The sequence below is a fragment of the Altererythrobacter sp. B11 genome, from assembly GCF_003569745.1.
GTDB lineage: Bacteria > Pseudomonadota > Alphaproteobacteria > Sphingomonadales > Sphingomonadaceae > Croceibacterium_C.
Genome location: NZ_AP018498.1, coordinates 127,356 through 149,076, shown reverse-complemented (window position 1 = coordinate 149,076; position 21,721 = coordinate 127,356). Strand labels below are relative to the sequence as shown.

At 68.1% G+C, this 21,721-nt stretch carries 18 protein-coding genes; 8 read left to right on the top strand and 10 right to left on the bottom strand.

Features of this window, described 5'->3' with window-relative positions; translation table 11 throughout:
- Position 1: 1 nt before the first annotated feature.
- Entirely contained in the window at positions 2 to 1,579 is a 1,578-nt protein-coding gene (locus AEB_RS00635) for a cytochrome ubiquinol oxidase subunit I (protein WP_197714478.1), read from the bottom strand.
- Positions 1,580 to 1,739: 160 nt separating this feature from the next.
- Between AEB_RS00635 and AEB_RS00630 the strand changes: the two genes are divergently transcribed.
- The 3 genes from AEB_RS00630 to AEB_RS00620 all read left to right on the top strand — a co-directional run bounded on the left by AEB_RS00630 (position 1,740) and on the right by AEB_RS00620 (position 5,876).
- Positions 1,740 to 3,275 carry an ATP-binding cassette domain-containing protein gene (locus tag AEB_RS00630; protein ID WP_231958835.1) on the top strand — a complete coding sequence of 512 codons (1,536 nt, stop codon included), beginning with the start codon at positions 1,740 to 1,742 and terminating at the stop codon, positions 3,273 to 3,275.
- Complete coding sequence (locus tag AEB_RS00625; RefSeq protein WP_119081352.1) at positions 3,275 to 4,864, top strand: ATP-binding cassette domain-containing protein; 1,590 nt, start codon at positions 3,275 to 3,277, stop codon at positions 4,862 to 4,864. The genes AEB_RS00630 and AEB_RS00625 overlap by 1 nt, the downstream gene beginning before the upstream one ends.
- A gap of 355 nt (positions 4,865 to 5,219) precedes the next feature.
- The gene (locus AEB_RS00620) at positions 5,220 to 5,876 is read left to right on the top strand and encodes a flavin reductase family protein (protein ID WP_172592953.1); all 657 of its coding nucleotides are present in this window, start codon (positions 5,220 to 5,222) and stop codon (positions 5,874 to 5,876) included.
- A 109-nt stretch (positions 5,877 to 5,985) separates the two neighbouring features.
- Here AEB_RS00620 and AEB_RS00615 read toward each other — a convergent pair whose 3' ends face one another.
- Positions 5,986 to 6,951, bottom strand: coding sequence for a diguanylate cyclase domain-containing protein (locus AEB_RS00615; protein WP_119081351.1), 966 nt, complete (start codon positions 6,949 to 6,951; stop codon positions 5,986 to 5,988).
- Positions 6,952 to 7,330: 379 nt separating this feature from the next.
- Here AEB_RS00615 and AEB_RS00610 point away from each other — a divergent pair, with 379 nt between their 5' ends.
- Positions 7,331 to 7,666 (top strand): hypothetical protein, encoded by a 336-nt coding sequence (locus AEB_RS00610; protein ID WP_119081350.1) that lies wholly within the window; start codon positions 7,331 to 7,333, stop codon positions 7,664 to 7,666.
- Between the two features lie 92 nt (positions 7,667 to 7,758).
- Here AEB_RS00610 and AEB_RS00605 read toward each other — a convergent pair whose 3' ends face one another.
- From AEB_RS00605 to AEB_RS00595, 3 genes are read right to left on the bottom strand one after another with little or no spacing between them, the layout of a single operon-like run.
- The gene (locus AEB_RS00605) at positions 7,759 to 9,024 is read right to left on the bottom strand and encodes a TolC family protein (protein ID WP_119081349.1); all 1,266 of its coding nucleotides are present in this window, start codon (positions 9,022 to 9,024) and stop codon (positions 7,759 to 7,761) included.
- Positions 9,025 to 9,032: 8 nt separating this feature from the next.
- On the bottom strand, positions 9,033 to 9,236 hold the full coding sequence (locus tag AEB_RS00600; protein WP_119081348.1) for a YgaP family membrane protein: 204 nt from the start codon (positions 9,234 to 9,236) through the stop codon (positions 9,033 to 9,035).
- An 11-nt stretch (positions 9,237 to 9,247) separates the two neighbouring features.
- Positions 9,248 to 10,528 carry an NAD(P)/FAD-dependent oxidoreductase gene (locus tag AEB_RS00595; RefSeq protein ID WP_119081347.1) on the bottom strand — a complete coding sequence of 427 codons (1,281 nt, stop codon included), beginning with the start codon at positions 10,526 to 10,528 and terminating at the stop codon, positions 9,248 to 9,250.
- A 191-nt stretch (positions 10,529 to 10,719) separates the two neighbouring features.
- On the opposite strand from AEB_RS00595, the gene AEB_RS00590 reads away from it, so the two are divergent.
- The 3 genes from AEB_RS00590 to trxC are packed head-to-tail and all read left to right on the top strand — an operon-like array spanning position 10,720 to position 15,402.
- The gene (locus AEB_RS00590) at positions 10,720 to 11,733 is read left to right on the top strand and encodes an efflux RND transporter periplasmic adaptor subunit (protein ID WP_231958834.1); all 1,014 of its coding nucleotides are present in this window, start codon (positions 10,720 to 10,722) and stop codon (positions 11,731 to 11,733) included.
- Entirely contained in the window at positions 11,730 to 14,969 is a 3,240-nt protein-coding gene (locus AEB_RS00585) for an efflux RND transporter permease subunit (protein WP_119081345.1), read from the top strand. Before AEB_RS00590 ends, AEB_RS00585 begins: the two co-directional genes overlap by 4 nt.
- The gene (gene trxC / locus AEB_RS00580) at positions 14,962 to 15,402 is read left to right on the top strand and encodes a thioredoxin TrxC (RefSeq protein WP_119081344.1); all 441 of its coding nucleotides are present in this window, start codon (positions 14,962 to 14,964) and stop codon (positions 15,400 to 15,402) included. Before AEB_RS00585 ends, trxC begins: the two co-directional genes overlap by 8 nt.
- A 4-nt stretch (positions 15,403 to 15,406) precedes the next feature.
- On the opposite strand, the gene AEB_RS00575 is transcribed toward trxC, so the two are convergent.
- On the bottom strand, positions 15,407 to 15,772 hold the full coding sequence (locus AEB_RS00575; protein WP_231958833.1) for an ArsR/SmtB family transcription factor: 366 nt from the start codon (positions 15,770 to 15,772) through the stop codon (positions 15,407 to 15,409).
- A 2-nt stretch (positions 15,773 to 15,774) separates the two neighbouring features.
- Complete coding sequence (locus AEB_RS00570; protein WP_119081343.1) at positions 15,775 to 16,413, bottom strand: peroxiredoxin; 639 nt, start codon at positions 16,411 to 16,413, stop codon at positions 15,775 to 15,777.
- A gap of 125 nt (positions 16,414 to 16,538) precedes the next feature.
- Here AEB_RS00570 and AEB_RS00565 point away from each other — a divergent pair, with 125 nt between their 5' ends.
- Positions 16,539 to 16,964 (top strand): TIGR01244 family sulfur transferase, encoded by a 426-nt coding sequence (locus AEB_RS00565; RefSeq protein WP_119084366.1) that lies wholly within the window; start codon positions 16,539 to 16,541, stop codon positions 16,962 to 16,964.
- A gap of 22 nt (positions 16,965 to 16,986) precedes the next feature.
- Here AEB_RS00565 and AEB_RS00560 read toward each other — a convergent pair whose 3' ends face one another.
- The 3 genes from AEB_RS00560 to AEB_RS00550 form a co-directional block, all read right to left on the bottom strand.
- Complete coding sequence (locus tag AEB_RS00560) at positions 16,987 to 18,339, bottom strand: HlyD family type I secretion periplasmic adaptor subunit (protein WP_119081342.1); 1,353 nt, start codon at positions 18,337 to 18,339, stop codon at positions 16,987 to 16,989.
- A 12-nt stretch (positions 18,340 to 18,351) separates the two neighbouring features.
- On the bottom strand, positions 18,352 to 20,079 hold the full coding sequence (locus tag AEB_RS00555) for a type I secretion system permease/ATPase (protein ID WP_119081341.1): 1,728 nt from the start codon (positions 20,077 to 20,079) through the stop codon (positions 18,352 to 18,354).
- 101 nt (positions 20,080 to 20,180) lie between these two features.
- Complete coding sequence (locus AEB_RS00550) at positions 20,181 to 21,671, bottom strand: TolC family protein (RefSeq protein ID WP_172592952.1); 1,491 nt, start codon at positions 21,669 to 21,671, stop codon at positions 20,181 to 20,183.
- Positions 21,672 to 21,721 lie beyond the last annotated feature (50 nt).

Here is a 21,721-nt window from a genome sequence, read left to right as displayed (position 1 = left end):
TCTATTCGGCGGCGATGGGCACGGCGCCGCTTGCGGACGCGGCGGAGGGCTTGCCGTCCCACGGCTGGTAGATTTCCGGCCCCTTGCGGATCGTCGCCAGCATCAGCCGCACCTCGATCACGGCGAGGATGCCGTAGATCAGGGTGAAGCCGGCAATGGTGGTCCAGATCTGCGGGACGGTAAGGCTCGATGCACCCAGGAAGGTGGGCAGCACGCCGTCCACTGCCCAGGGCTGGCGGCCGATCTCCGCCACTGCCCAGCCCAGTTCCACCGTCAGCCAGGGCAGCGGAATGATCGCCACCGCCGTGCGCAGGAACCACTTCTGGTCGAACTTGCGCTTGGTGGCGAACCAGAAGGCGAGCGCGAAGAAGCCGATGAAGAAGAAGCCCAGCCCGGCCATGATGCGGAACATCCAGAACAGCGCCGGCACATTGGGCACGGTGGACCAGGCCGCGCGGCGGATCGTGGCATCGTCGGCCGCCATGGGATCGCTGGTGAAACGCTTCAGCAGCAGGGCATAGCCGAGATCGTCCTTGGCTCGTTCATAGGCCTCGCGCGCGGTAAGGTCGGTGGGGTTCACCTTCAGCGTCTCCACCGCCTGATAGGCCTTCAGCCCGTTGCGGATCCGCTGGTCGGCATGCAGCACCAGTTCGTTGATGCCCACCACCTCGCCCGTCAGGCTGCGGGTGGCGATCAGGCCCAGCACGAAGGGCACCTTGATCTCATAGCGCGTGGCGTGGCCGGTGTTGGAAGGGATGCCGAACAGCGCCAGGCCCGCAGGCGCGCGTTCAGTCTCCCACATGCCTTCCATGGCGGCCAGCTTCATCTTCTGGTTTTCGGTCAGCGCATAGCCGCTCTCGTCACCCAGCACGACGACCGACAGCGAGGAAAGCAGGCCGAAGGCGGCGGCCACGGTGAGGCTGCGCTTCGCCAGCTCTACATGCCGGCCCTTGAGCAGATACCAGGCCGAAACGCCCACCACGAAGACGGCAGCGGTGACATAGCCCGCGCTCACCGTATGGACGAACTTGGCCTGCGCCACGGGGTTGAAGATAACGTCCCAGAAATTGGTCACTTCCATGCGCATGGTTTCGGGATTGAACTGCGCGCCCGCCGGATGCTGCATCCAGCCATTGGCGACGAGGATCCACAGCGCGGAGAGGTTGGAACCCAGCGCGACCATGAAGGTGGTGAGAAGATGGCCGCGCTTCGACAGGCGATCCCAGCCGAAGAACATCAGCCCCACGAAGGTCGCTTCCAGGAAGAAGGCCATCAGCCCTTCGATTGCCAGCGGCGCGCCGAAGATGTCGCCCACGTAATGCGAATAATAGGACCAGTTGGTCCCGAATTCGAATTCCATGGTGAGGCCGGTGGCGACGCCCAGGACGAAGTTGATCCCGAACAGCTTGGACCAGAAGCGGGTGATGTCCCGCCAGATCGGTCGGTTGGTCATCACATACACGCTCTCCATAATGAAGAGCATGAAGGACAGGCCCAGCGTCAGCGGAACGAAGAGGAAATGATACAAGGCCGTCAGCGCGAACTGCAGCCGCGACAATTCGACCACTGCCATGTCAATCATGCGGACTCATCCTTTTTCGGCCCGGGCCTAGTCGGAAGATTGCACCCGCAGCGTGGAGTTCCTACCACGCCGCTACGCCCCGGCCCCAAGCGAGTCAAGGCAACACTTACACGGTTTATGATAGTTGCAATCTAGACCAACCTCAGCTCTGTTCTGGTTGCTCGACATCACCGGGGCCGCGCTGTTCGCCGGCGGGCTGGCGGTGGCTATCGGGCAGGGCCTGCACGCTTCCGCGCAAGCGCTGCTACCGGCCAGCCTGATACTCGCCGGCGCGCTGCTGCGCGCTGCGGGATTATACGGAGTGGCCGCCACGGGCATGGATGCGGCGCAGGCTGCCACGGCGGCGCGACGCGGCAGGCTGTGGCCGCGCCTGCTGGGCGGCGCGCTGCCCCGGCCGCTGCTGTCGGGTGAAAGCGCGGCGCTGGCGATCGATCATCTGCAGGCGGTGGAGGATCACGATTCTCGCTACCTCCCCGTCCGCCTGAATGCCGCGCTGGGGCCGCTGATCGTGCTCGCCATCGTCGCCATGGCCAGTTGGGTGGCGGCGCTGATCCTGCTGGGCACGCTGCTGCCCTTCATCCTCGGCATGGTGCTGGCCGGAACGGCGGCGCGCCGGGCGAGCGACCGCCAACTGGCGGCGCTCTCCGCCCTGTCCGGCCTGTTCGTCGATCGGCTGCGCAATCTGCGGCTGATCCGCCATTTCGCTGCCGAAGACCGGCTGGCGCGGCAAGTGCGGCAGGCGACGCGCGAAGTGGCGCAGCGTACGGTGGCGGTGCTGCGCCTGGCTTTCCTCTCCAGTGCGGTGCTGGAATTCTTCTCCGCGCTCGCAGTGGCGCTGGTGGCGGTCTATTGCGGCTTCTCGCTGCTCGGCCTGCTGCCCTTCGCTCCGCCTGAGCGGCTGACGCTGGCCACCGCCTTCTTCGCGCTGGCCATGGCGCCGGAATTCTATCTGCCGATGCGGCGGCTGGCGGCGGTTTATCACGAGAAGCAGCTGGGGGAGGCAGCACGCGATGCGCTGGCCGCAGCCGCGCCCGATGTGCCTGCCCCTTCCGCCGATGAAATCTCTGCCGTGCCGCTTTCCGCGTTCGACGGGCTGGCCCTGCGCGATCTGCGGCTAAGCTGGCCGGGGACGGAAATCGGCCCCGTGGACCTGCTGCTGGAACGGTGCGATTTCGCCGCCATCACCGGCCCCACCGGCAGCGGCAAATCGACCACGCTGGCGGCCATCGCCGGGCAGGTGGCGCCGTCTGCGGGCACGATCCGCACCGCGTCCGGCCTCCCGCTCGATCCCCGCGCCGTGGCCTGGGCGGCGCAGCGGCCGCTGCTGCTGCCCGGCACGCTGGGCGAGAATATCGCGCTCGCCGCGCCGCAGGCCAGCGCGGCGGAGATCGCCGCCGTGGCGGAGCGGGTGGGGCTGGGCGCGTTGCTCGCCCGGCGCGGTGGGCTGGCCCTCCCGCTCGATCACAATGGCTCGGGGCTTTCGGGCGGGGAGCGGCGCCGCATCGGGCTCGCCCGCGCGATCCTCTCCGGCCGCCCGCTGCTGCTGTGTGACGAACCGACCGCCGATCTCGATCCCGCCAGCGCCGCCGCGATCGTTGCCCTGCTGCAGGATCTGGCGGGGGAGCGCTGCATCCTCGCCGCCACGCATGATCCGCTGGTGGCCTCCGCCGCGCGGCTGCAGGTGGCGCTGTGATGCCGCTCCTCGATCTTGCGGGGATGACGCCCGCCACCCGCCGCCTCGTTCGGCTGGGCGCGCTGGCGGCGGTGGTCGCTGCCCTGTCCGCGATCCTGCTGCTCGGCATTTCCGGCTGGTTCCTTGCCGGGGCGGCGTTGGCGGGGGCAGGCGGCGCGGCCGCGGTCGCGGGGTTCAACTATCTCGTGCCCAGCGCCGCGATCCGCCTGCTGGCGATCCTGCGCACGGCGGGCCGCTATGGCGAGCGGATCTGGTCGCACGAGGGCGCGCTGTCGGGCATGGCCGAATTGCGCGCAGATCTCTTCGCCCGCCTCGCCGCGCAGGACAGCCGCAGCGCGCCCGATCTTGCCGCGGGCGATGCCAGCGCGCGGCTGATCGGCGATATCGAAGCGCTGGAGGATCTGGTGGTCCGCCGGCCCGCGCGGGCAGCGGCGCTGGGGGCGGGGGCGCTCGGCCTCGCCCTCGCGGCCTTGGCGGGCTGGGCGGCCGCGCTGGCGCTGGCTCTGCTGCTGGCGCTGCTGCCGTTCGTGCTGCGGCGCGCGGCGGAACGCTGGACCCGCGCCCCCGCGCGTGACGCGGCGGAGGCGCTGGGCGCGCTGCGCGATCGCTATGTGGAGTTGGCCGCCGCCCGCCCGGAAATCGCCGCCTATGGGCTGGGGGAGCGCGTGGCGGAGGAACTCGCGCCCTTCGCCGCCCGGCTGGACGCCGCCCGTGGCCGGCTGTTCCGCGCGGAAGCGGCGATGGGCGGGCTGCTGGCGCTCTATGGCGCGGTGGCGGTGGTGGCAGTGCTGCTCGCTGCAAGCGCGCCGGTGCCGATCCTCGCGCTCGCCTTATTGGCTGCCGCCGCCGCGGTGGAGGCCATGGGCGGCCTGGCGCGCAGCGCCTTCCGCAATGCCGCGGTGGAGGAAGGCCTCGCCCGCATCGCCGCGCTGCGCGAACTGCCGCTGGCGGAGGATCACCTTCCCGCCGCCGCCCGGCCGGCACAGCCGCTCCGCCTCGCCGGGCGCGTTCTGGAACCCGGAGCGCGGCTGGCGATCACCGGCATTTCGGGCTCGGGCAAGACGATGCTGCTGGAGGCGCTGGCCGGGATGCGCGCCGGTGCCATGCCGGTGGAAGTGGGCGGCGTGCCGCTGCCGCAATGCCCGGGGGAGGTGCTGCGCGGGCAATTCGCCCTCTCGCCGCAGGATGCGCCGATGCTGGCCGGCACGGTGGAGGACAATCTGCGCCTCGCGCGCCCGGGGATCACGGAAGCGGAGATGTGGCAGGCGCTGGAAATCGCGCAATTGCGCCGCCGGATCGAAACCGCGCCCACCGGCCTCGCCACGCGGCTGGGGGAGGCGGGCGGCATCCTTTCGGGCGGGGAGCGCAAGCGGCTCTCGCTCGCCCGCGCCCTGCTGGCGCGGCGGCCCTGGCTGCTACTCGACGAACCGACCGAGGGGCTGGACCCCGCCACCGAGGCGGTGCTGGTGGCGGCGCTGGACGACTGGCTGGCGCAGACCGGCACCGGCCTGATCCTCGTCTCCCACCGCCGCGCCCCGCTCGCGCTGGCCGAGGCGAGCATGGATGTGGCGGAACTGGTCCGCTGCTAGGCTGGCGGGCGGATCCGTCCGCAAGGAAGTCTGCTGTCAGAAGATCGCTCCGTCCCGCCGAACGGCAGGAAGGGGGCGGTCATAGCCCTCTCCCCTTCAGGGGAGAGGGTTGGGAGAGGGGGGTGACCGCCCATGCCCCTCTCAACTCCGGCTAGGCGCCCCGCGCCCAAGCCTGCGTATCTCTCCCCATCATGGGGGAGAGACGAGCGTCTGGCTATCTTTGGACGGGAAAGCGGACTTCCTCACCACTGCCCGAAAATCTCTTGGACCCAGGCGCATACCGACTTATAGACCCGAGCAGATCGAAAACCGGAAATCTTTCCGGTTTCTCAGCTTGCCAGGGACCTGCGCCATCATGAGAGAATTTCATTCCTATCGCCCGGCTGAAGGCCATCGTCTCAAGCATGAGCCGGCCAATGCGATCGTCGCGCCCCGCCCGATCGGCTGGATCAGCACGGTCAGCGCCGAGGGGGTCGCCAATCTCGCGCCGTTCAGCCTGTTCAACATCGCCAGCTATCGCCCGCTGATCATCGGCTTCTCCTCCGGCGGGGAGAAGGACAGCGTCCGCAATGCGCGCGAAACCGGCGAATTCGTCTGGAACCTGGTCGGCCGCGATGTCACCGACGTAATGATCCTCACGGGGGACGAGGTGGGCCCCGATGTCGACGAGTTCGACATGGCGGGGATCGAGAAGATCGCCTCGGTTGATGTGGCACCGCCGCGCGTGGCGGCAAGTCCCGCCCAGTTCGAATGCAAGGTGACCGAGATCGTCCACCTCAAGGATCTGGACGGCATCCCCAGCGACTTCCGGATGGTGTTCGGCCAGGTGGTGCATGTTCACATCAATCAGGAATGCCTCCTCGACGGCATCTATCAGACCACCCATGCGGTCCCGGTCTCGCGCGGGGGCGGCCCGGCCGATTACTACGAGGCGCGTGCCGACGCCCTGGTTCAGAAATGGCGGCGCGGCCCGGTCACTCCGGTGGACCGCAAGCGAGAGTTTTCCAAGTAAGCGCCCGCGCGAAATGCGCGCTTGAGGAGAGTCCGGTCTCATGACGCAGCAGCTGCTTGCGAGTGTGGCCTTGCGCGTCGAATGGATCGATGACCAGCTATGCCCGGTTTCAACAGCGGTCAGATTCCCGCGTTCGCCGAAAACGTCTTTTGGTGTTGTAAAGAGCCGCATCAGCCCTGACGAACAGTTCTTCGGCATCGTAGAAATAGGGATCGGGGGGAAACGCGATACCGCTTGAGGCGCTGACGGTGAACATGTGCCCCTGCCATAGAATGGGGGCACGCAAGCGGATCAGGGAGCGGTTGACGCGCGCCTCAATTGCCTCTGCTGACTCATCATTGCGAAGGATCACCGCGAACTCGTCGCCGCCGATCCTCGCGGTCAGCAGTGCATCTGGAAAGAACGAGCACAACCGTTCCGCGAATACCTTGAGACAGGCATCTCCCGCCAAATGGCCCCATCGGTCGTTGATCCTCTTGAAATCGTTCAGATCGAAAAGAATCAGCGCGCCGAGTGATGTGAGGGCTGAGCGAGTGCGCCCCGCATCAAGGAAACGGCTTTCGTAGATAGCCCGGTTGGCGAGGCCGGTAAGCGCGTCGTTTTCAGCCAGGCGCCGCAGCGCGTCTGAACGCAGCTTTTCCTCGGTCACATCCTGCTTCAACCCATGGAGGGTGGGAGCGGCACCGGCCGGACGGACCATCTCTGCGTGGATACGCATCCACCGCATTTCACCATCCGGACGCTTAACTTGAGCATCGAGAATGAAGGTGCCACCTTGATCTATCGCTTCGGCGCGAAGCCTTTCCAGCTCATCGCGGGACTCCTCTGTGTAGAGATCAAGCACTTCTCGCCGATCGACAGCGGTTTCGCGTGGTAGCCCGAAGATATCATAGACACCCGTGGTCCACGTCAGTTTACTGTCGGAAAGGTTGCAGGACCAAGCCCCGACCTTCGCCGAGGCCATGGCACGGTCGAGTAGCGGATCGATCCTAACAGGCTGGCCTCTCAGCAAGGTCGGCGGCGTCTCGGTTTGCGCGCGACAGGGCAGCTCGGCCTGCTGGATAAGCATCGACATGATGTATCCATATGTGGGTGTGTCTTAAAAGACCGTGTCCAAGGCGCCGGCATTGGCATCTCGACGGCGGAACTCGCGTCGTTTGCCGCCTGACAGCTTCTGCCCGCAAGACCGCCCAAACCCGCCCGATCGCAGGCGCTTACGCCGCCCCCCGCACTCAATCCAGCCGGTCCATCCCTGCAACCGCGCGCAGGGTGTAGGCGGCGAGCACGAGGCGGGGGCCGGAGGGCGGCTAAAACTTGGTGTACGCCCCGGGGAGGCTGCTCAGCCGGGCTGACGGCGGGTATGGGGTGGAAAGCGGAATGGCAGTATTCGGGAAGAGACTGCTATAGCCGATTCACTCGGTTCGCAGTGAAGGTATGCGCGGGAGCGCCCGACGATGAATATTTTCTTCATGATGATCGGCGGCGCGGCCTACTGGTTCCTAGTAACCAAAGTGACTGGCGCTGCGGAGCCTTGGGACGCGGAAACCTACTGGAGCGTCTGGTATCCCGTATCCTTTATCTTGTCGGCGCTGGGAGGGCTGCTTTTGAAAAGGCGCGGCTGGCTCGCAGGAATGATGCTAACTTTCGCGCAACTGCCCGTCATGTGGCTCAACACCGGATCCGGACCCCTTTGGCTGATTGGCATCATTATGCTTTGCGCGTTGGCCCTGCCAGTTTCAATTGTCTCAGCGGTAAGTGGTTGGATAGCGGCCCGTCCTCAACCCGCGTGAACGTCCGCAAGGTTGTCGTTTGCCGCCCGGCAGCTTCTGCCCGCAAGTCCGCCTAAACCCGCCCTGATCGCCAGCGGTTACGCCACCCGCCCTCAATCCAGCCGGTCCATCCCCGCCACGGCGCGCAGGGTGTAGGCGGCGAGCAGGAGGCGGCCGTCGGCTTCGATCCGGGCGACGCGGGCGGCGATGGCTTCGCGTTCCGCGTCCAGCAGGGCGAGCTGCGGCTTGGCGCCGGCCTGCACTTCCAGCCGGGTGCCGCGCAGCGCCTCCTGCGTGGCGGCGACGCGGCGGGCAGCGGCCTCCTGCGTCAGGCGCGCGGTGCGCAGCGCGGCGAAGCTGGTGATCGCCTGCGTCTCCACCGCCAGTTCCGCCGCGCGGGCATCGGCATCGGCGGCGCGGGCATTGGCCTCGGCGCCGCTTACCTTGGCGCCGGTGCGCCCGCCGCTGAAGAAGGTCCACCGCCCGCGCAGGCCCACGCTGGCGCTATCGGCGATATAGCCGGGGAAGAACTGGTCGCGCACCGTGGCGGCTTCGGCATAGAGGCCCACGCTGGGGAGATATTCGGCGCGCGCGGCGGCAATACCCTTGCGGGCGACCTCCGCCATGCGGCGCGCCTGCTCCAGCTGCGGATTGCCCGCCACCGCCATTTGCGTGGCCGCCTCCACCGTGTCGGGCGTGGGCGGCGGCGGGGGCAGGTCGCCCTGCGGTGCGATCGGCATTCCGGCGAGCCGTTCCAGCCGGCCGAGGGCCGCCGCCAGCGCGCCTTCGGCCCCGGCCAGCCCCGCTTCGGCTTCGGCCAGCCGCGCCTCCGCCTGCGCCACTTCGGTGGAGGTGCCGGCCCCGGCGGTGAAGGCCAGCCGCGCCTGCCGCAGCACTTCCGCCAGCGAGGCGCGCAGCGCGGTGTAGCTCGCTGCCTGCTCACGCGCCGAAAGCGCGGTTGTGTAGGCATCCACCACCTGCAGGCGGAGATCGAGCGCGGCGTGCGCCGTGCCCAGCCTGGCTGCGGCGCTGCCGCCTTCCGCCTGCTGCACCGCCGCGCCCACCCGCCCGCCGGTGAACAGCGGCAGCTCGACACTCGCCTGCGCGCTGCGCGGCGTCACGTCATCGGCGGTGAGGCCGAAATAGCCCTTGGGGTCCAGCCGGCCGAGGCCGATCTGCCCTTCCACCGCCGCCTGCGGCATGCGCTGGGCCCGCGCCTCGTCCACCGCGGCGGCGGCGGCATCTTCGCGCGCCCGCGCGGCGGCGATCTGCGGCGCATGGGCGAGCGCGGCGGCCACCGCCTCGTCCAGCGACTGGGCGGCGGCGGGCAGGGGCAGGGCGAGCCCGGCCAGCAGCAGGGAGAAGGCGAACCGCCGCATCGTTCCGCTCAGCGGAAGGCGGTGCCCGGGCGCACGCCCATCGCCCGCAACACCATGGCCGCGGGGCAGAAGCCGGTGACGCTGGCCTGCATCATGTTGAGCCCGGCGAAGATGGACAGGGCAATCCACCAGGGATGCACGGTGAGCGAAAGCACGGCGCCCAGCACCACCACGAAGCCGGCGAAGGCCAGCACGGCGCGATCGATGTTCATCGGCAGTCTCCTCAGTCGAAACGCAGCTTCTTCACGCCCAGCACATGCAGGGCGAGCTTCTCGTAAAAGGGTTCGCTTTCGCCGCGGCGGATCTTGCGCAGGAAGTATTTCTCGAAGCCGATCTTGGCGAGGTGGACCCATTTGCCCTCGCTCGCCCAATTGGTGTTGCGCGGCGGGATCTGCGGCTTGGCCACGAAGGCCACCCCGCCATCGCCGAAATCGGCCAGGCAGATCGCATTCCAGCTCGCCTCATGCGTCGGTTCGCCGCCGGCCATGATCTCCTGCAGGTTGCGGGTGATGGCGGTAACCATGGATTCGATCATGAAGCCGGTCTTGGGCACTCCCACCGGCAGCGGGGTGGGGGCCACCGGGGGGATCGCGATGCACACGCCGAGGCCGAAGATGTTGGGATAGGCCGGGTTGCGCTGGTGCCGGTCGGTCAGCACGAAGCCGCGCGGGTTGACCAGTCCTTCCAGCCCCATCAGCGCCGGCACGCCGCGGAAGGCGGGCAGCATCATCGCCCAGCCGAAGGGCAGGTCATGCGTCCGCTTCAGCGCGCCGTCCTCGTCCACTTCCTCGACATGGCACAGGCCCTGTTCCACCTTCGTCACCCGGGCATTGGTGATCCACTTGATGTGCCGCTGGCGCATCTCGCTTTCCAGCAGGCCCTTGGTGTCGCCCACGCCGTCCAGCCCGAGATGGCCGATATAGGGCTCGGGCGTAATGAAGGTGATCGGCACCCGGTCGCGGATCTGGCGGCGCTTCAGCTCGGTATCGAGGATCATCGCCGTTTCGTAGGCCGGGCCGTAGCAGGAGGCGCCCTGCACCGCGCCGACCACGATCGGGCCCGGGTTGAGGCACAGATCCTCGAAGGCGGCATGGGCAGCGGCGGCGTGGCGCGTCTCGCACACCGAATGGGTGAAGCCCTCCGGCCCGAAGCCCTCGATCTCGTCAAAGGCGAGGTCGGGCCCGGTGGCGATCACCAGATAATCGTAATCCAGCGTGGTGCCGTCGTTCAGTTCCAGCCGGTTGTTGGCGGGATCGACCCGCTTCGCCCTCACGCCGGTGAAGGCAATCCCGTGCTTTGCCATGACCGGGGGGAGATGCACGCGCAGCGCCTCCGGCTCGCGCCAGCCGACGGCGACCCACGGGTTGGAGGGCACGAACCAATAGTCCTCCCCCTTGTTCACCACGGTGACGCGGGCGCTGTCCTGCAGGGCCTGACGGATTTCATAGGCGGCGATGGTGCCGCCCAACCCGGCACCCAGGATAACCACATGAGCTTCGGCCACGTCCCTCTCCTTCGCTTTCCCCTTGACCCCTACAACACATACACAATATATGCAAATGAGAAATCAACTGGGGCAATCTCAAGGTGGAGCATCCGGCAAACGGCAAGGCCGGTCGATCCGGATATCTACCGAGAGGTTGCGGCGGCGCGGTGCGCTAACGTTTTCGAGGCGGGAACATGGGAGACATCGCGGTGAGCAGAGCCCCAAGGCATGCCCTAACACTTGCACTGCTGCTGCTGGCGGCCTGCAGCGGCGATGCGGAGCCGGTGCAGCAACGCGCCCCTGCGGCCGTCGCGCCGCTGGTCTTGCAGCCGTCCGAGACCGCCGACTGGGCCTCCGTCAGCGCCGAAGTGGCGACGGTGGATCAGGCGCAGGCGCTGGCGCGCATCCCCGGCATCCTCGCCTCGCTCTCGGTGGAAGAGGGCGACTATGTGCAGAAGGGGCAGGCGATCGGCCGCATTACGGACAGCCAGCTCGGCTATCAGAGCGGCGCCTATGGCGCCAAGGCCGCCGCCGCCGCTGCCCAGGCCACCGCCGCCCGGGCCGAGGCGGATCGCGCCAGGTTCCTGTTCGATAACGGAGTTTATGCCAAGGCGCGGCTGGAGCAGGCGCAGGCCACAGCTTCGGCGGCGCAGGCGCAGGTGCAGGCGGCCCGCGCCCAGCAGCGGGCGGTGGAGGCGGTGGCCGGGCAGGGCCTCGTCCTCGCCCCCGCCAGCGGCCGGGTGCTCGCCGCCGATGTTCCCGCCGGCTCCGCCGTGGCGCCCGGCATGGCGATCGCCACCATCACCGCCGGCCCCGTGATCCTGCGGCTGGACTTGCCGGAAACGCTGGCGGACTCGCTCCGCCCCGGCGCCGCCGTGCTGCTCGATCGTGGGCAGCGAGGCCGCGTCACCCGCATCTATCCCTCTGTTTCCGCAGGGCAAGTGAGGGCCGACGCCGAAGTGGCTGGCCTCGACGCGCGGCTGATCGGCCGCCGGGTCGCGGCGCAGGTGCAGGCCGGAACCCGCAAGGCGCTCCTCGTTCCCGCCGCCTATGTGACGACCCGCTTCGGCATCGACACCGTGGTCCTGCGCGCGCCGGACGGCACCACGGCAACCGTCCCGGTGCAGACCGCCCCCTCCGCCGAGCCCGGCAAGGTGGAGGTGCTGTCCGGCGTCTCCGCAGGTGACACGCTGGTGCGGGCGGCGGGGGAGAAAAGCCGGTGAATCCGGGTATTTCCGGCCGGCTCACCCGGGCGACGATCAATTCGCCGCTGACCCCGCTGGCGCTGCTGGCGGCCATTTTGGTGGGCCTGCTGGCAACCATCACCATCCCCCGCGAGGAAGAGCCGCAGATCAGCGTGCCGATGGTGGATATCCAGGTGGCCGCCTCCGGCCTGTCCGCAGGCGATGCGGTGGAGCTGGTGGCCAAGCCGCTGGAAACCATCATCAAAAGCATCGACGGGGTGGAGCATGTCTATACCCAGGCCGAGGACAACGGCGTGCTGGTGACGGCGCGCTTCCTCGTCGGCTCGGACCCCGAGGATGCCGCCACTCGCGTCAGCGAGAAGATCAACGCCAATATCGACCGCATTCCGGTGGGCATCCCGCCGCCGCAGGTCACGGTGCGGGGCATCAACGACGTGCCCATCGTGGTGCTCACGCTGACCCCCAGGCCGGGCGCGCCCGGGGAGTGGACCGACCAGTCGCTCCACCAACTCGCCGAACGGCTGCGGACGGAAATCGCCAAGGTGGATGATGTCGGCCTGACCTTCATCGCCGGCGGGCAGCAACAGGCGATCCGGATCGTGCCGGATCCGGCGAAACTCGCCGCAAGGCAGGTGCCGCTGTCCAGCGTGATCGAGGCGGCGACGCAGGCGAACCGCGCCTTCCCGCTGGGCGATCTGCGCGAGGGCGGGCTGGCGCGCGGCGCAATGGCAGGCGAAACGCTGCGCTCCGCCGCCGAAATCGGCGGTTTGCAGCTGCGCGCGATCGACGGTTCGCGCGTGTTCCTGCGCGATGTCGCGCAGGTCCGCGAAGGCCCGACGCAGGATCAGGCGCGCGTGTGGCGCTGGGCGCAGGAGAAAGGGCAGTGGACCATGGCCCCCGCCGTCAGCCTCGCCATCGCCAAGCGCGCGGGCGCAAATGCGGTGACGGTCTCGGGCGCGATCGTCGAGCGGGTGGAGGCGCTGCAGGGCAGCCTCATCCCCGATACGGTGCAGGTCAGCGTCACACGTAATTATGGCGCCACCGCCGATGAAAAGGCGAACGAGCTGCTGTTCCACCTCGCGCTGGCGACGGTGTCCATCGTCATCCTGATCGGCTTCGCGATCGGCTGGCGCGAGGCGGGCGTGACCGCGATCGTGATCCCCACCACGATCCTGCTCACCATGTTCGCCTCCAACCTGATGGGCTTCACGATCAACCGCGTGAGCCTGTTCGCGCTGATCTTCTCCATCGGCATATTGGTGGATGACGCGATCGTGATGATCGAGAACATCGCCCGCCATTGGGCGATGGACAGCGGCAAGAGCCGCGAGCAGGCGGCGGTGGAGGCGGTGGCGGAAGTGGGCAATCCCACCATCGTCGCCACGCTGACGGTGGTCGCCGCACTGCTGCCGATGCTGTTCGTCTCGGGCCTGATGGGCCCCTATATGGCGCCGATCCCCATCAACGCTTCGGCCGCGATGGTGTTTTCCTTCTTCGTCGCGGTGATCATCGCGCCCTGGCTGATGATCCGCTTCGCCCGCAAGACGCTGGCCCATGGCGAAGCGGCGCAGGGTGGCCGGCTGGGCGCGCTCTATGCCCGCGTGGCGGGCGGGGTGATCGCCACGCGGCAGGGCGCCCTGCGCTTCCTGATCGCCGTGGGCCTCGCCACGCTGCTCGCCTGTTCGATGTTCTATTTCAAGGCGGTGACGGTGAAGCTGCTGCCCTTCGACAACAAGAGCGAAGTGCAGCTGGTGGTCGACATGCCGGAGGGCACGAGCCTGGAGGCGACCTCCGGCGCGCTGGAGCGTGTCGCCGCCGTGGCCCGCACCGTGCCGGAGGTGGAGGCGATGGAGCTCTATGCCGGCACCTCCGCCCCGTTCAATTTCAACGGTCTGGTCCGGCATTACTTCCTGCGGGCCAAGCCGTGGATGGGCGATGTGATGGTGACGCTGCGCGAGAAGGGCGACCGTTCCCGTTCCAGCCACCAGATTGCCGTGGATCTGCGCCAGAAGCTGGCCGCCCTTCCTTTGCCGAAGGGCGCCTCCGTAAAGGTGGTGGAAACGCCGCCGGGGCCGCCGGTGATGGCGACGCTGCTCGCCGAGGTCTATGGGCCGGACGAGGCGACGCGCCGCGCCACCGCTCGCCAGTTGGAGGCGATCTTCCGCCAGGTGCCCTTCATCGTGGACGTGGACAACAGCTTCGGCGAACCGGTGCCGCAGCTGCGGCTGCTGCCCGATCGCGACCGGCTGGATTACTACGGCCTGCCGGAGCGGCAGGTGCTGGACAGCATGGCCGCGATGCTGGGGAGCGCCACGCTGGGCTATGCGCCGCAGGGGGAAGGGCGCGATCCGCTGCCGATCCAGCTCACGCTGGACCAGTCGCAGCGCCGGTGGGACGGGGCACTGGGGGCCACGCCGGTGGCCGTCGCGGCGGGTGCGGCCGGGCCGCAGCTCGTCCGGCTGGACCAGGTGGTGGATGCGCAGACGACGGAGGGCGGCCAGTCGATCTTCCGCCGCGACGGGCGCGGCGCGGCGATGGTGACGGCGGAACTGGCCGGACGCTACGAGGCGCCGATCTATGGCATGCTGGCCGTGGACGAGGCGGTCGATTCCTTCGATTGGGCGGCCGCCGGGCTGCAGAAGCCGGTGATCCGGCTCAACGGCCAGCCGGAGGACGAGCAGCGGCCCAGCCTGCTGTGGGACGGGGAGTGGGAAATCACCTGGGTGACCTTCCGCGACATGGGCGCTGCCTTCATGGTCGCGCTGCTGGCGATCTATGTGCTGGTCGTGGGGCAGTTCCGCAATTTCAAGCTGCCGCTGGTGATCCTCATCCCCATCCCGCTCACGCTGGTGGGCATCGTGATCGGCCACATGCTGTTCGGCGCGCCCTTCACCGCCACCAGCATGATCGGCTTCATCGCGCTGGCGGGGATCATCGTGCGCAATTCCATCCTGCTGGTGGATTTCATCCGCCATGCGCGCGCGCCGGGCAAGCCGCTGCGCGATACGCTGCTGGAAGCGGGGATGATCCGCTTCAAACCCATCGTGCTCACCGCCGCGGCGGCGATGATCGGCGCGGCGGTGATCCTGACCGATCCGATCTTCCAGGGCCTGGCGATCTCGCTGCTGTTCGGCCTTGCCAGCTCCACGCTGCTGACCGTGCTGGTCATCCCCGCCATCTATATCGTCTTGCGTGACGACGGCCATCCGGCCACCCTGGGGCAGGCTCATCAGGCGGAGGCTGCCCATGACTGACGAGACGATCGTCTGCCCTTCTTGCACCGCGCTGAACCGCGTGCCGCATGCGCGGCTTGCGGAGCAGCCGAAATGCGGCCGATGCGGTCGGCCCTTGTTCACCGGAATGCCGCTTGCCGCCGACACGGCGCTGTTCGACCGGCTGGTCACGCGCGGCACGCTGCCGGTGCTGGTGGACTTCTGGGCATCCTGGTGCGGCCCATGCCGCGCCATGGCCCCCGCCTTTGCAGCGGCGGCGGCGCGGCTGGAGCCGCGAATGGTGCTCGCCAAGGTGGATACAGAAGCGGAAGCCGGGCTGGCAGAGCGGTTTCAGATCCGCTCCATCCCCACTCTGCTGCTGTTGCGCGGCGGGCGGGAGATCGGCCGGCGCGCTGGCGCCTTGCCCGAACCGGCAATCGTGGAATGGGCCGGCCGCGCGGTGGCCGGGGCCTGAGGGCTCAGCGCGTCACGCGGGCGAACACGGCGGCTCCGCTGCTCGGGCGGCTGCGCGGCGCGACCGGCCGTTCCGCCGCCGGGCCGGCCAGCGTATTCAGCAGTTCGCTCACCGCGGCGATGCGCGCACGGTCGACGCGGTAGAAGATCTGCTTCCCTTCGCGGCGGGTCTCCACCAGCCCGGCCTTGCGCAGCACGCCAAGCTGTTGCGACAGGCCCGGCTGGGTGATGCCGGTCACCTCCTCGATCTCGCCCACGGAGCGTTCGGTTTCCTTGACCGAGCACAGGATCTGCAGGCGCACGGCGTGTGCCAGCGCGCGCAGCACTTCGGCACCGCCGTCGAAATCACGCGGGATCATCTCGTCGGCCACGCTCAGCCCTTGTCAGCCACGGGGGTGAAGAACCATGCGTCCGGCCCGTTCGCCCGCAGGATTTCCGGTGCCGTTTCGGCGGGCATGCGCAGCAAATCGTCCCCCGGCTGCCAGTCGGCCGGGGCGAGAACCTCGGCCGCATCGACCCGACGCAGCGCGGCCAGCAGGCGGAGCATTTCCGGCACGGAGCGGCCGACGTTGACGGGGTAGGACGTGGCGGCGCGCAGCACGCCCTGCGGATCGATGAAGAAGCTGGTGCGCACGGCAGAGGCATCATGCGCATCGGGCGCGATCATGCCGAAGGCGCGGGCGATCTCCATGGTGGGATCCTCCACCAGCGGAAAGTTCACGCGCACTCCGCTGATGTCGTGGATCATCCTGATCCACGCCAGATGCGAATAGAGGCTGTCGACCGAAAGGCCCACCAGCGCGCACTCCATCGCGGCGAACTGCTCCTCCGCCTTCGCCAGGGCGATGAACTCGCTGGTGCAGACCGGGGTGAAGTCCGCCGGGTGGGAGAACAGCACCACCCAGCGCCCGCGAAAATCGGCAAGGTCCAGCGGCCCCTGCGTGCTGCGGGCGATGAAGCGCGGAACCTCGTCGCCGATGCGCAGCGGGCCGGGAGCGGGAATGTGGTCCAATGATCCTCCGGAAAATACGTGGTAAACTTGTCGCTTTTCGCACGAGCGGCCGGTTGACGCAATACGGTTACACGATTACATGTTATCGGTAAATGATGTATGCTGACGTGCGATCGGAGAAGATGATGAATCCCCGGAAACTATGCGACACGATGGCCGTCCATCCGCAACTGACGCCGGAGGACGTGGTAGAGGTAGCGCGGCAGGGCTATCGCGCCATCATCAACGACCGGCCGGACGGGGAAGAGCCGGGCCAGCCCAGTTCCGCAGAGATCGCCGCCGCGGCACAAGCGGCCGGACTCGACTATTTGCATATTCCGGTGGTGCCGGGGCAGATCGGCGCCGAGCAGATCGCCGCCTTTGCCGATGCGCTGGAGCGCCTGCCCAAGCCGATCCTCGGCTATTGCAAGTCCGGAATGCGGGCGAGCACGCTGTGGGCGCTGTGCAATTGCGCCGGAATGGGGACAGAGCAGGTGATCGCGAGTGCTGCCGCCGCCGGTTACGATCTTGCCCCGCTGCGGCCCGCGCTGGAAGCGCGGGCGCGCGGATAAGGGACCGACGTCGCCGGTGTGCTCAGTTTTCCCGGAACGCGCGTGACCACTGATCGGTCAGCGGCCGCAGGATATAGCTCAGCATGGTCCGGTCGCGCGTCCGCACGAAGGCTTCCGCCGGCATGCCCGGCTTCAGCGCCACATTGCCCAGTTCCTTGAGTTCGCGGGCCGTGAAGCTGATCGTCACGCGATAGAAGGCGCTGCCGGTCGCCCGGTCGTCCACCCGGCTGGCGGAAACATGCGTAACCTCGCCCGTCACTTCGGGCGTGGTGCGGTTGGAAAAGGCGCTGAACCGCACGGTGGCCGGCTGGCCTTCATGGATCTGGTCGATGTCGGCGGGGCTGACGCTTGCCTCCACCACCAGCCGATCGTTGTCGGGCACGATTTCCATGATCGTCTCGCCCGCGGGGACGATGCCGCCGACGGTGCGGAAGGCCAGCTTGTCCACCACGCCCGCCTGCGGCGCGCGGATGACCGATTTGTCGAAGCTGTCGTCCGCGGCCACCTGCACGCGGCGCAGTTCGGTGATCTGGCGCTCGACCTCCATCAGCTCCGCCGCTGCCGCGCTTCGCGAATCCTGCTGCACGGACGCCATCTGCGCGCGCAATTCGCCGATCCGCGCGCTCGCTGCGTCGGCTCCCTGGCGGGCGCTGCTGGCTTCGGCGGCAAGCCCGGAGGCGGAACGTTCGAGCGAGTTCAGCCGGTCCAGCGTGGTATAGCGCTTCTCGTACAAGGCGCGCGTTGCATCCAGCTCCTCGCCGATAAGGGAAGCCTGCCGGTTGTAGCTGTCGGCCCGGCTGCGGCTGCTACGGATGTCGGCCTGTGCCTGGTTCACGCGCTGCTGCAATTGCGCGACCAGGCCCGAACGGGACTGGCGCCGGAGGGCAAAGGTCTTGCGCTCCGCATCCATCAGCGCGGCGATGTTCGGGTCTCCCGCGCGGTCGGTCAGTTCCTTCGGGAAGGCGATGGCGCCCAGCCCGTCACGCTCCGCGGTCAGCCGTGCGGCGCGGGCAAGCAACTGATCGACATTCTCCCCCGTCAGCTGCGCATTGGCGCCGGACACGGTGTTTTCCAGCCGCATCAGGGGCTGCCCGGCCTTCACGTGATCGCCGTCCCGGACGAGGATATCGGCCACCACGCCGCCGGACGGATGGCCCAGCTGCTTCACATGCGAAGCCATGCTGACCTGGCCCGGAGCGACGACCGCCCCGGCGATCGGCACCAGCGCCATCAGACCGCCCAGGCCAAAAACCAGCGCCGCCGAAAGGCTGAGGCCCAGCCGCAGCGTGCGCCCGAGCCGTGCGTCGGGCTGATAGAGCGGCGCTTCCGCAAGGGCGGGGAGGTAGGGCCGGTGGAGGGTAAGTTCGCTTGCCATTTTCGTAGATCCTCAGCCTGCCGCCGCTGCGCGGGGGCCGTCATTTGCGGCGGCTGGAACCCGCAACAGGCCCAGCATCTTCAGCATTTCGTCACGCGGGCCCATCTGCCGCGCCTCGCCGCCGGCCATCACCAGAATGTGATCGACATGCGCGAAGACGGAGGGGCGGTGGCCGACGATGATCACGATGGCGCCGCGCTCCTTGGCGCGCAGCACCGCCTGGGCCAGCGCCTGCTCGCCCTGCGCGTCGAGGTTCGAATTGGCCTCGTCCAGCACGATCAGAAACGGATCGCCATACAGCGCGCGGGCCAGGGCAAGGCGCTGCTGCTGGCCTTCGGAAAGGCCATCCCCGCCGGGGCCGAGTTGGTAGTCATAGCCGCCCGGCAGCGCCACGATCATCTCGTGCACTCCCGCCTGCCGCGCCGCGGCGATGATCGCCTCCGGATCGGCAGCCGGATCGAAGCGGGCGATGTTCTGCCCGATCGTGCCTTCGAACAGCTCGATCCTTTGCGAGACATAGCCGATGTCCCGGCCCAGATCCGCCGGAGACCATTGATCCAGCGCAGCGCCGTCCAGCCGCACCGATCCGCGCAGCGGCTGCCAGGCACCGACGATCGAGCGCATCAGGGTCGATTTGCCCGATCCGCTGTGGCCGATCACCGCCAGCGCCTCGCCCGCATTGAGGCGGAAGTTCACATTTGCCAGCGTCACCGCCTTCATGCCCGGAGGGCGAGAGGTGAGCTGCTGCACTTCCAGGCTTTCTTTCGGACGCGGCAGCGGCATGGGGGCGTATTCCTGCGGCACGGCCTGCTGCAGTGCGGCCAACCGTTCCAGCGCCTGGCGCGCGTCCACCATGGATTTCCAATGGGCGATGGTCTGCTCCACCGGCATCAGCGCCCGCGCACCGAGGATCGAACCCGCAACGATGATGCCGCCAGTCGCTTCGCCTTCGATGACCAGCAGCGCGCCGACGGCCAGCATCAGAGATTGCAGGAACTGGCGGAAGGTCTTGCTGATGCCCTGCATCCGGCCAGAGATCTCCGACAGCCGATCCTGCGCGGTCAGCAGGTGCTGGTTCGCCTCATCCCAAGCGGCGCGGCGCCGTTCGCCCATGCCCAGTACGCGGATGGTCTCGCTGCGGCGGCGGATGTCCTCCGCCATCGAGAAGCGCAGCCCCGACATGGTAGCGGCATCGCGGGCGGGCTCATTCGTCAGCTTCGCGCTCACCGCCATCAGCAGGATCAGTGCCAAGGCGCCGACCAGCGCAGTGAGGCCGAGAGCCCAGTGGAACATCGTGAGGATGACGAGGAACATCGCAACATAGGGCAGGTCGAGCAGGGCCAGCGGTCCGGGACCGGCGATATAGTTGCGCACCATGTCGAGATCGCGCACCGGCGCTGCACCCGAAGGCAGGCGCCCCGCTTCGCTACCGAACCGGCTGAGCACATCATATACACGGGCTGAAAGCTGCCGGTCTGCCATCGCGCCCGAGTGGAACAGGACACGGTTGCGAATGATGTCCAGGGCGGCCTGAAACGCATAGGCCACGGCAACCATCAGCAGCAGGCCCGCCAGAGTGGGCACGCTGCGGCTGGCCAGCACGTCATCATAAACCAGCAGCATAAAGAACGAGCCGGAGAGCAGCAGCACGTTGAAGACCGCGCTGAAGCCCAACACAGGCCACAGGATCGGCAGAAGAGGCTGGAACAGCCCCTTCAGCCCGGACAATTTCGCTGACACGTCGAATTCCCTTTGGTGAGAATCCGAATCTAGCCCGCCACAGTCAATATCGGGTTAAAAGAGGCAAGATTTTGCCGGTCGTTCCGCGACTTGCCGCGTCGCTAGGGCGCGGGTGACGTTTCCGCTGCCGGCGCCATATCGTGGCCCGGCTCCTCCGACCGTTCCTGCTGAACCGGCGTGTATGTCACTCCATCCATCACCACCGCATCGTCGAGCAGTTCCACCAGCGGGCCAGTGGGCAATCCGGCGAAGGCGGTGCGGGAATAGGAATCGGGATCATATTCCGGCGTCATCGGCCCGAAGCGACCAGGCGAGAGCTGGCCCATCGCCGCAAGCAGGATCGCGTGCTGGATGTAGAGCTGGGCATCCACCGAGGCTTTCGCCTGGCGGGAATTGAGCAGGTCCCGCGCGGTGTCGAGTACGTTGAGTGCGGTGAGCTGGCCGGCGAGTTGCTGCTCCCGCGCGCCCTGAAGAGCCGTTTCCGCGGCGGTGACCGCTTCCGCATAGGCAGGGCTGGCGCGGCGGTTGGCGGAAAGCCGGTCCCAGGCCGAGGCAATATCCTCGCGCACGTCGCGGGTGACCTGTTCCTCCACCTGATTGGCCGCATCGGCGCTCTGCTTCGCTTCGCGGATTCCCGCGGCGATTCGGCCTGCGGCGTAAAGCGGCATGGTCACTTCGATCCGCGCCTGGGCATCAAACTGGCGCACGGCGTCGTTCTCGATCGACAGCGGGGTGCGGGCGGCGGTGCCCTGCAGCGTCACCTGCGGGCCGGCATCTGATCGCGCAAGCCCGACCGCGGCGCGCGCGGCGCGCGAATCGAAGCGCGCTGCCTCCAGCACGGGGTTAAAGCGGAGGCCCATGTCCTCGGCCTCTTCCAGCGACTGGGGGAGGCCGGGCAATTGCGGAAGGGGGGCCAGATCGTCGGGATAGTGCCCGACGAGGTTGCGGAAGGCGTTGCGGCTCGCCCGCAGATTGCCCTCGGCAAGCTCGAGCTGGGCCTGCCCGGTGAGCAGGCGGTTACGCGTCTGGTCCAGATCGGTGCGCGTCGCATAGCGCGCATCGAAGCGGGCCTGCGTCTGGCCCAGCTGGTCGCCCAGCAGATCGAGGTTCTCGCGCGCGATGCTGACCAGGTTCTGGTCGCGCAGCACGCTGGCGTAGGCGATGATGACATTGGCGAGGAGATTGAGTTCCGCCGCGCGCATGTCTGCGGTGGATGCGCCGTAATTCGCCTCCGCGATGCGCAGCTGGGAGCTCAGCCTGCCCGAGGTGAACAGCGGCTGGGAGAGCGTGACGCCGAAGGTGGGGGTGAAACCGTGCTCCGCCGGGGCCAGCTCGCCATTGGTGCGCAGCCGCCGGTAATTGTAGTCATAGCTGGCGGAGCCGCTGATGAAGGGGCCGAATTCGCCCTCCGCCCGCGCCACGCGCTCGTCCGCCGCGCGGTTGCGGGCACGGCTCGCCTGCACGTTGGGATTGAATTGATAAGCCTCGACAATCGCCTCGCCCAGCGTTTCGGCGTGGGCGGCAACCGGGATCAGCAGGGCGGGCGCTATGATCGCGCCGATCAGTTCGCGCCGCAATCGTGTCTTACGCATGGCCAGTGGTGTACCTTTATGTTCCCGGCACTCGCTGCCGTGATGATCGG

Bases quoted from the DNA above. Each gene is read 5' to 3' on its own strand.
- AEB_RS00565 (WP_119084366.1), top strand. From the start codon at position 16,539: ATGAATCCCCGGAAACTATGCGACACGATGGCCGTCCATCCGCAACTG.
- AEB_RS00620 (WP_172592953.1), top strand. From the start codon at position 5,220: ATGAGAGAATTTCATTCCTATCGCCCGGCTGAAGGCCATCGTCTCAAG.
- AEB_RS00605 (WP_119081349.1), bottom strand. From the start codon at position 9,024: ATGCGGCGGTTCGCCTTCTCCCTGCTGCTGGCCGGGCTCGCCCTGCCC.
- AEB_RS00560 (WP_119081342.1), bottom strand. From the start codon at position 18,339: ATGGCAAGCGAACTTACCCTCCACCGGCCCTACCTCCCCGCCCTTGCG.
- trxC (WP_119081344.1), top strand. From the start codon at position 14,962: ATGACTGACGAGACGATCGTCTGCCCTTCTTGCACCGCGCTGAACCGC.
- AEB_RS00625 (WP_119081352.1), top strand. From the start codon at position 3,275: ATGCCGCTCCTCGATCTTGCGGGGATGACGCCCGCCACCCGCCGCCTC.
- AEB_RS00610 (WP_119081350.1), top strand. From the start codon at position 7,331: ATGAATATTTTCTTCATGATGATCGGCGGCGCGGCCTACTGGTTCCTA.
- AEB_RS00600 (WP_119081348.1), bottom strand. From the start codon at position 9,236: ATGAACATCGATCGCGCCGTGCTGGCCTTCGCCGGCTTCGTGGTGGTG.
- AEB_RS00550 (WP_172592952.1), bottom strand. From the start codon at position 21,671: ATGCGTAAGACACGATTGCGGCGCGAACTGATCGGCGCGATCATAGCG.
- AEB_RS00615 (WP_119081351.1), bottom strand. From the start codon at position 6,951: ATGTCGATGCTTATCCAGCAGGCCGAGCTGCCCTGTCGCGCGCAAACC.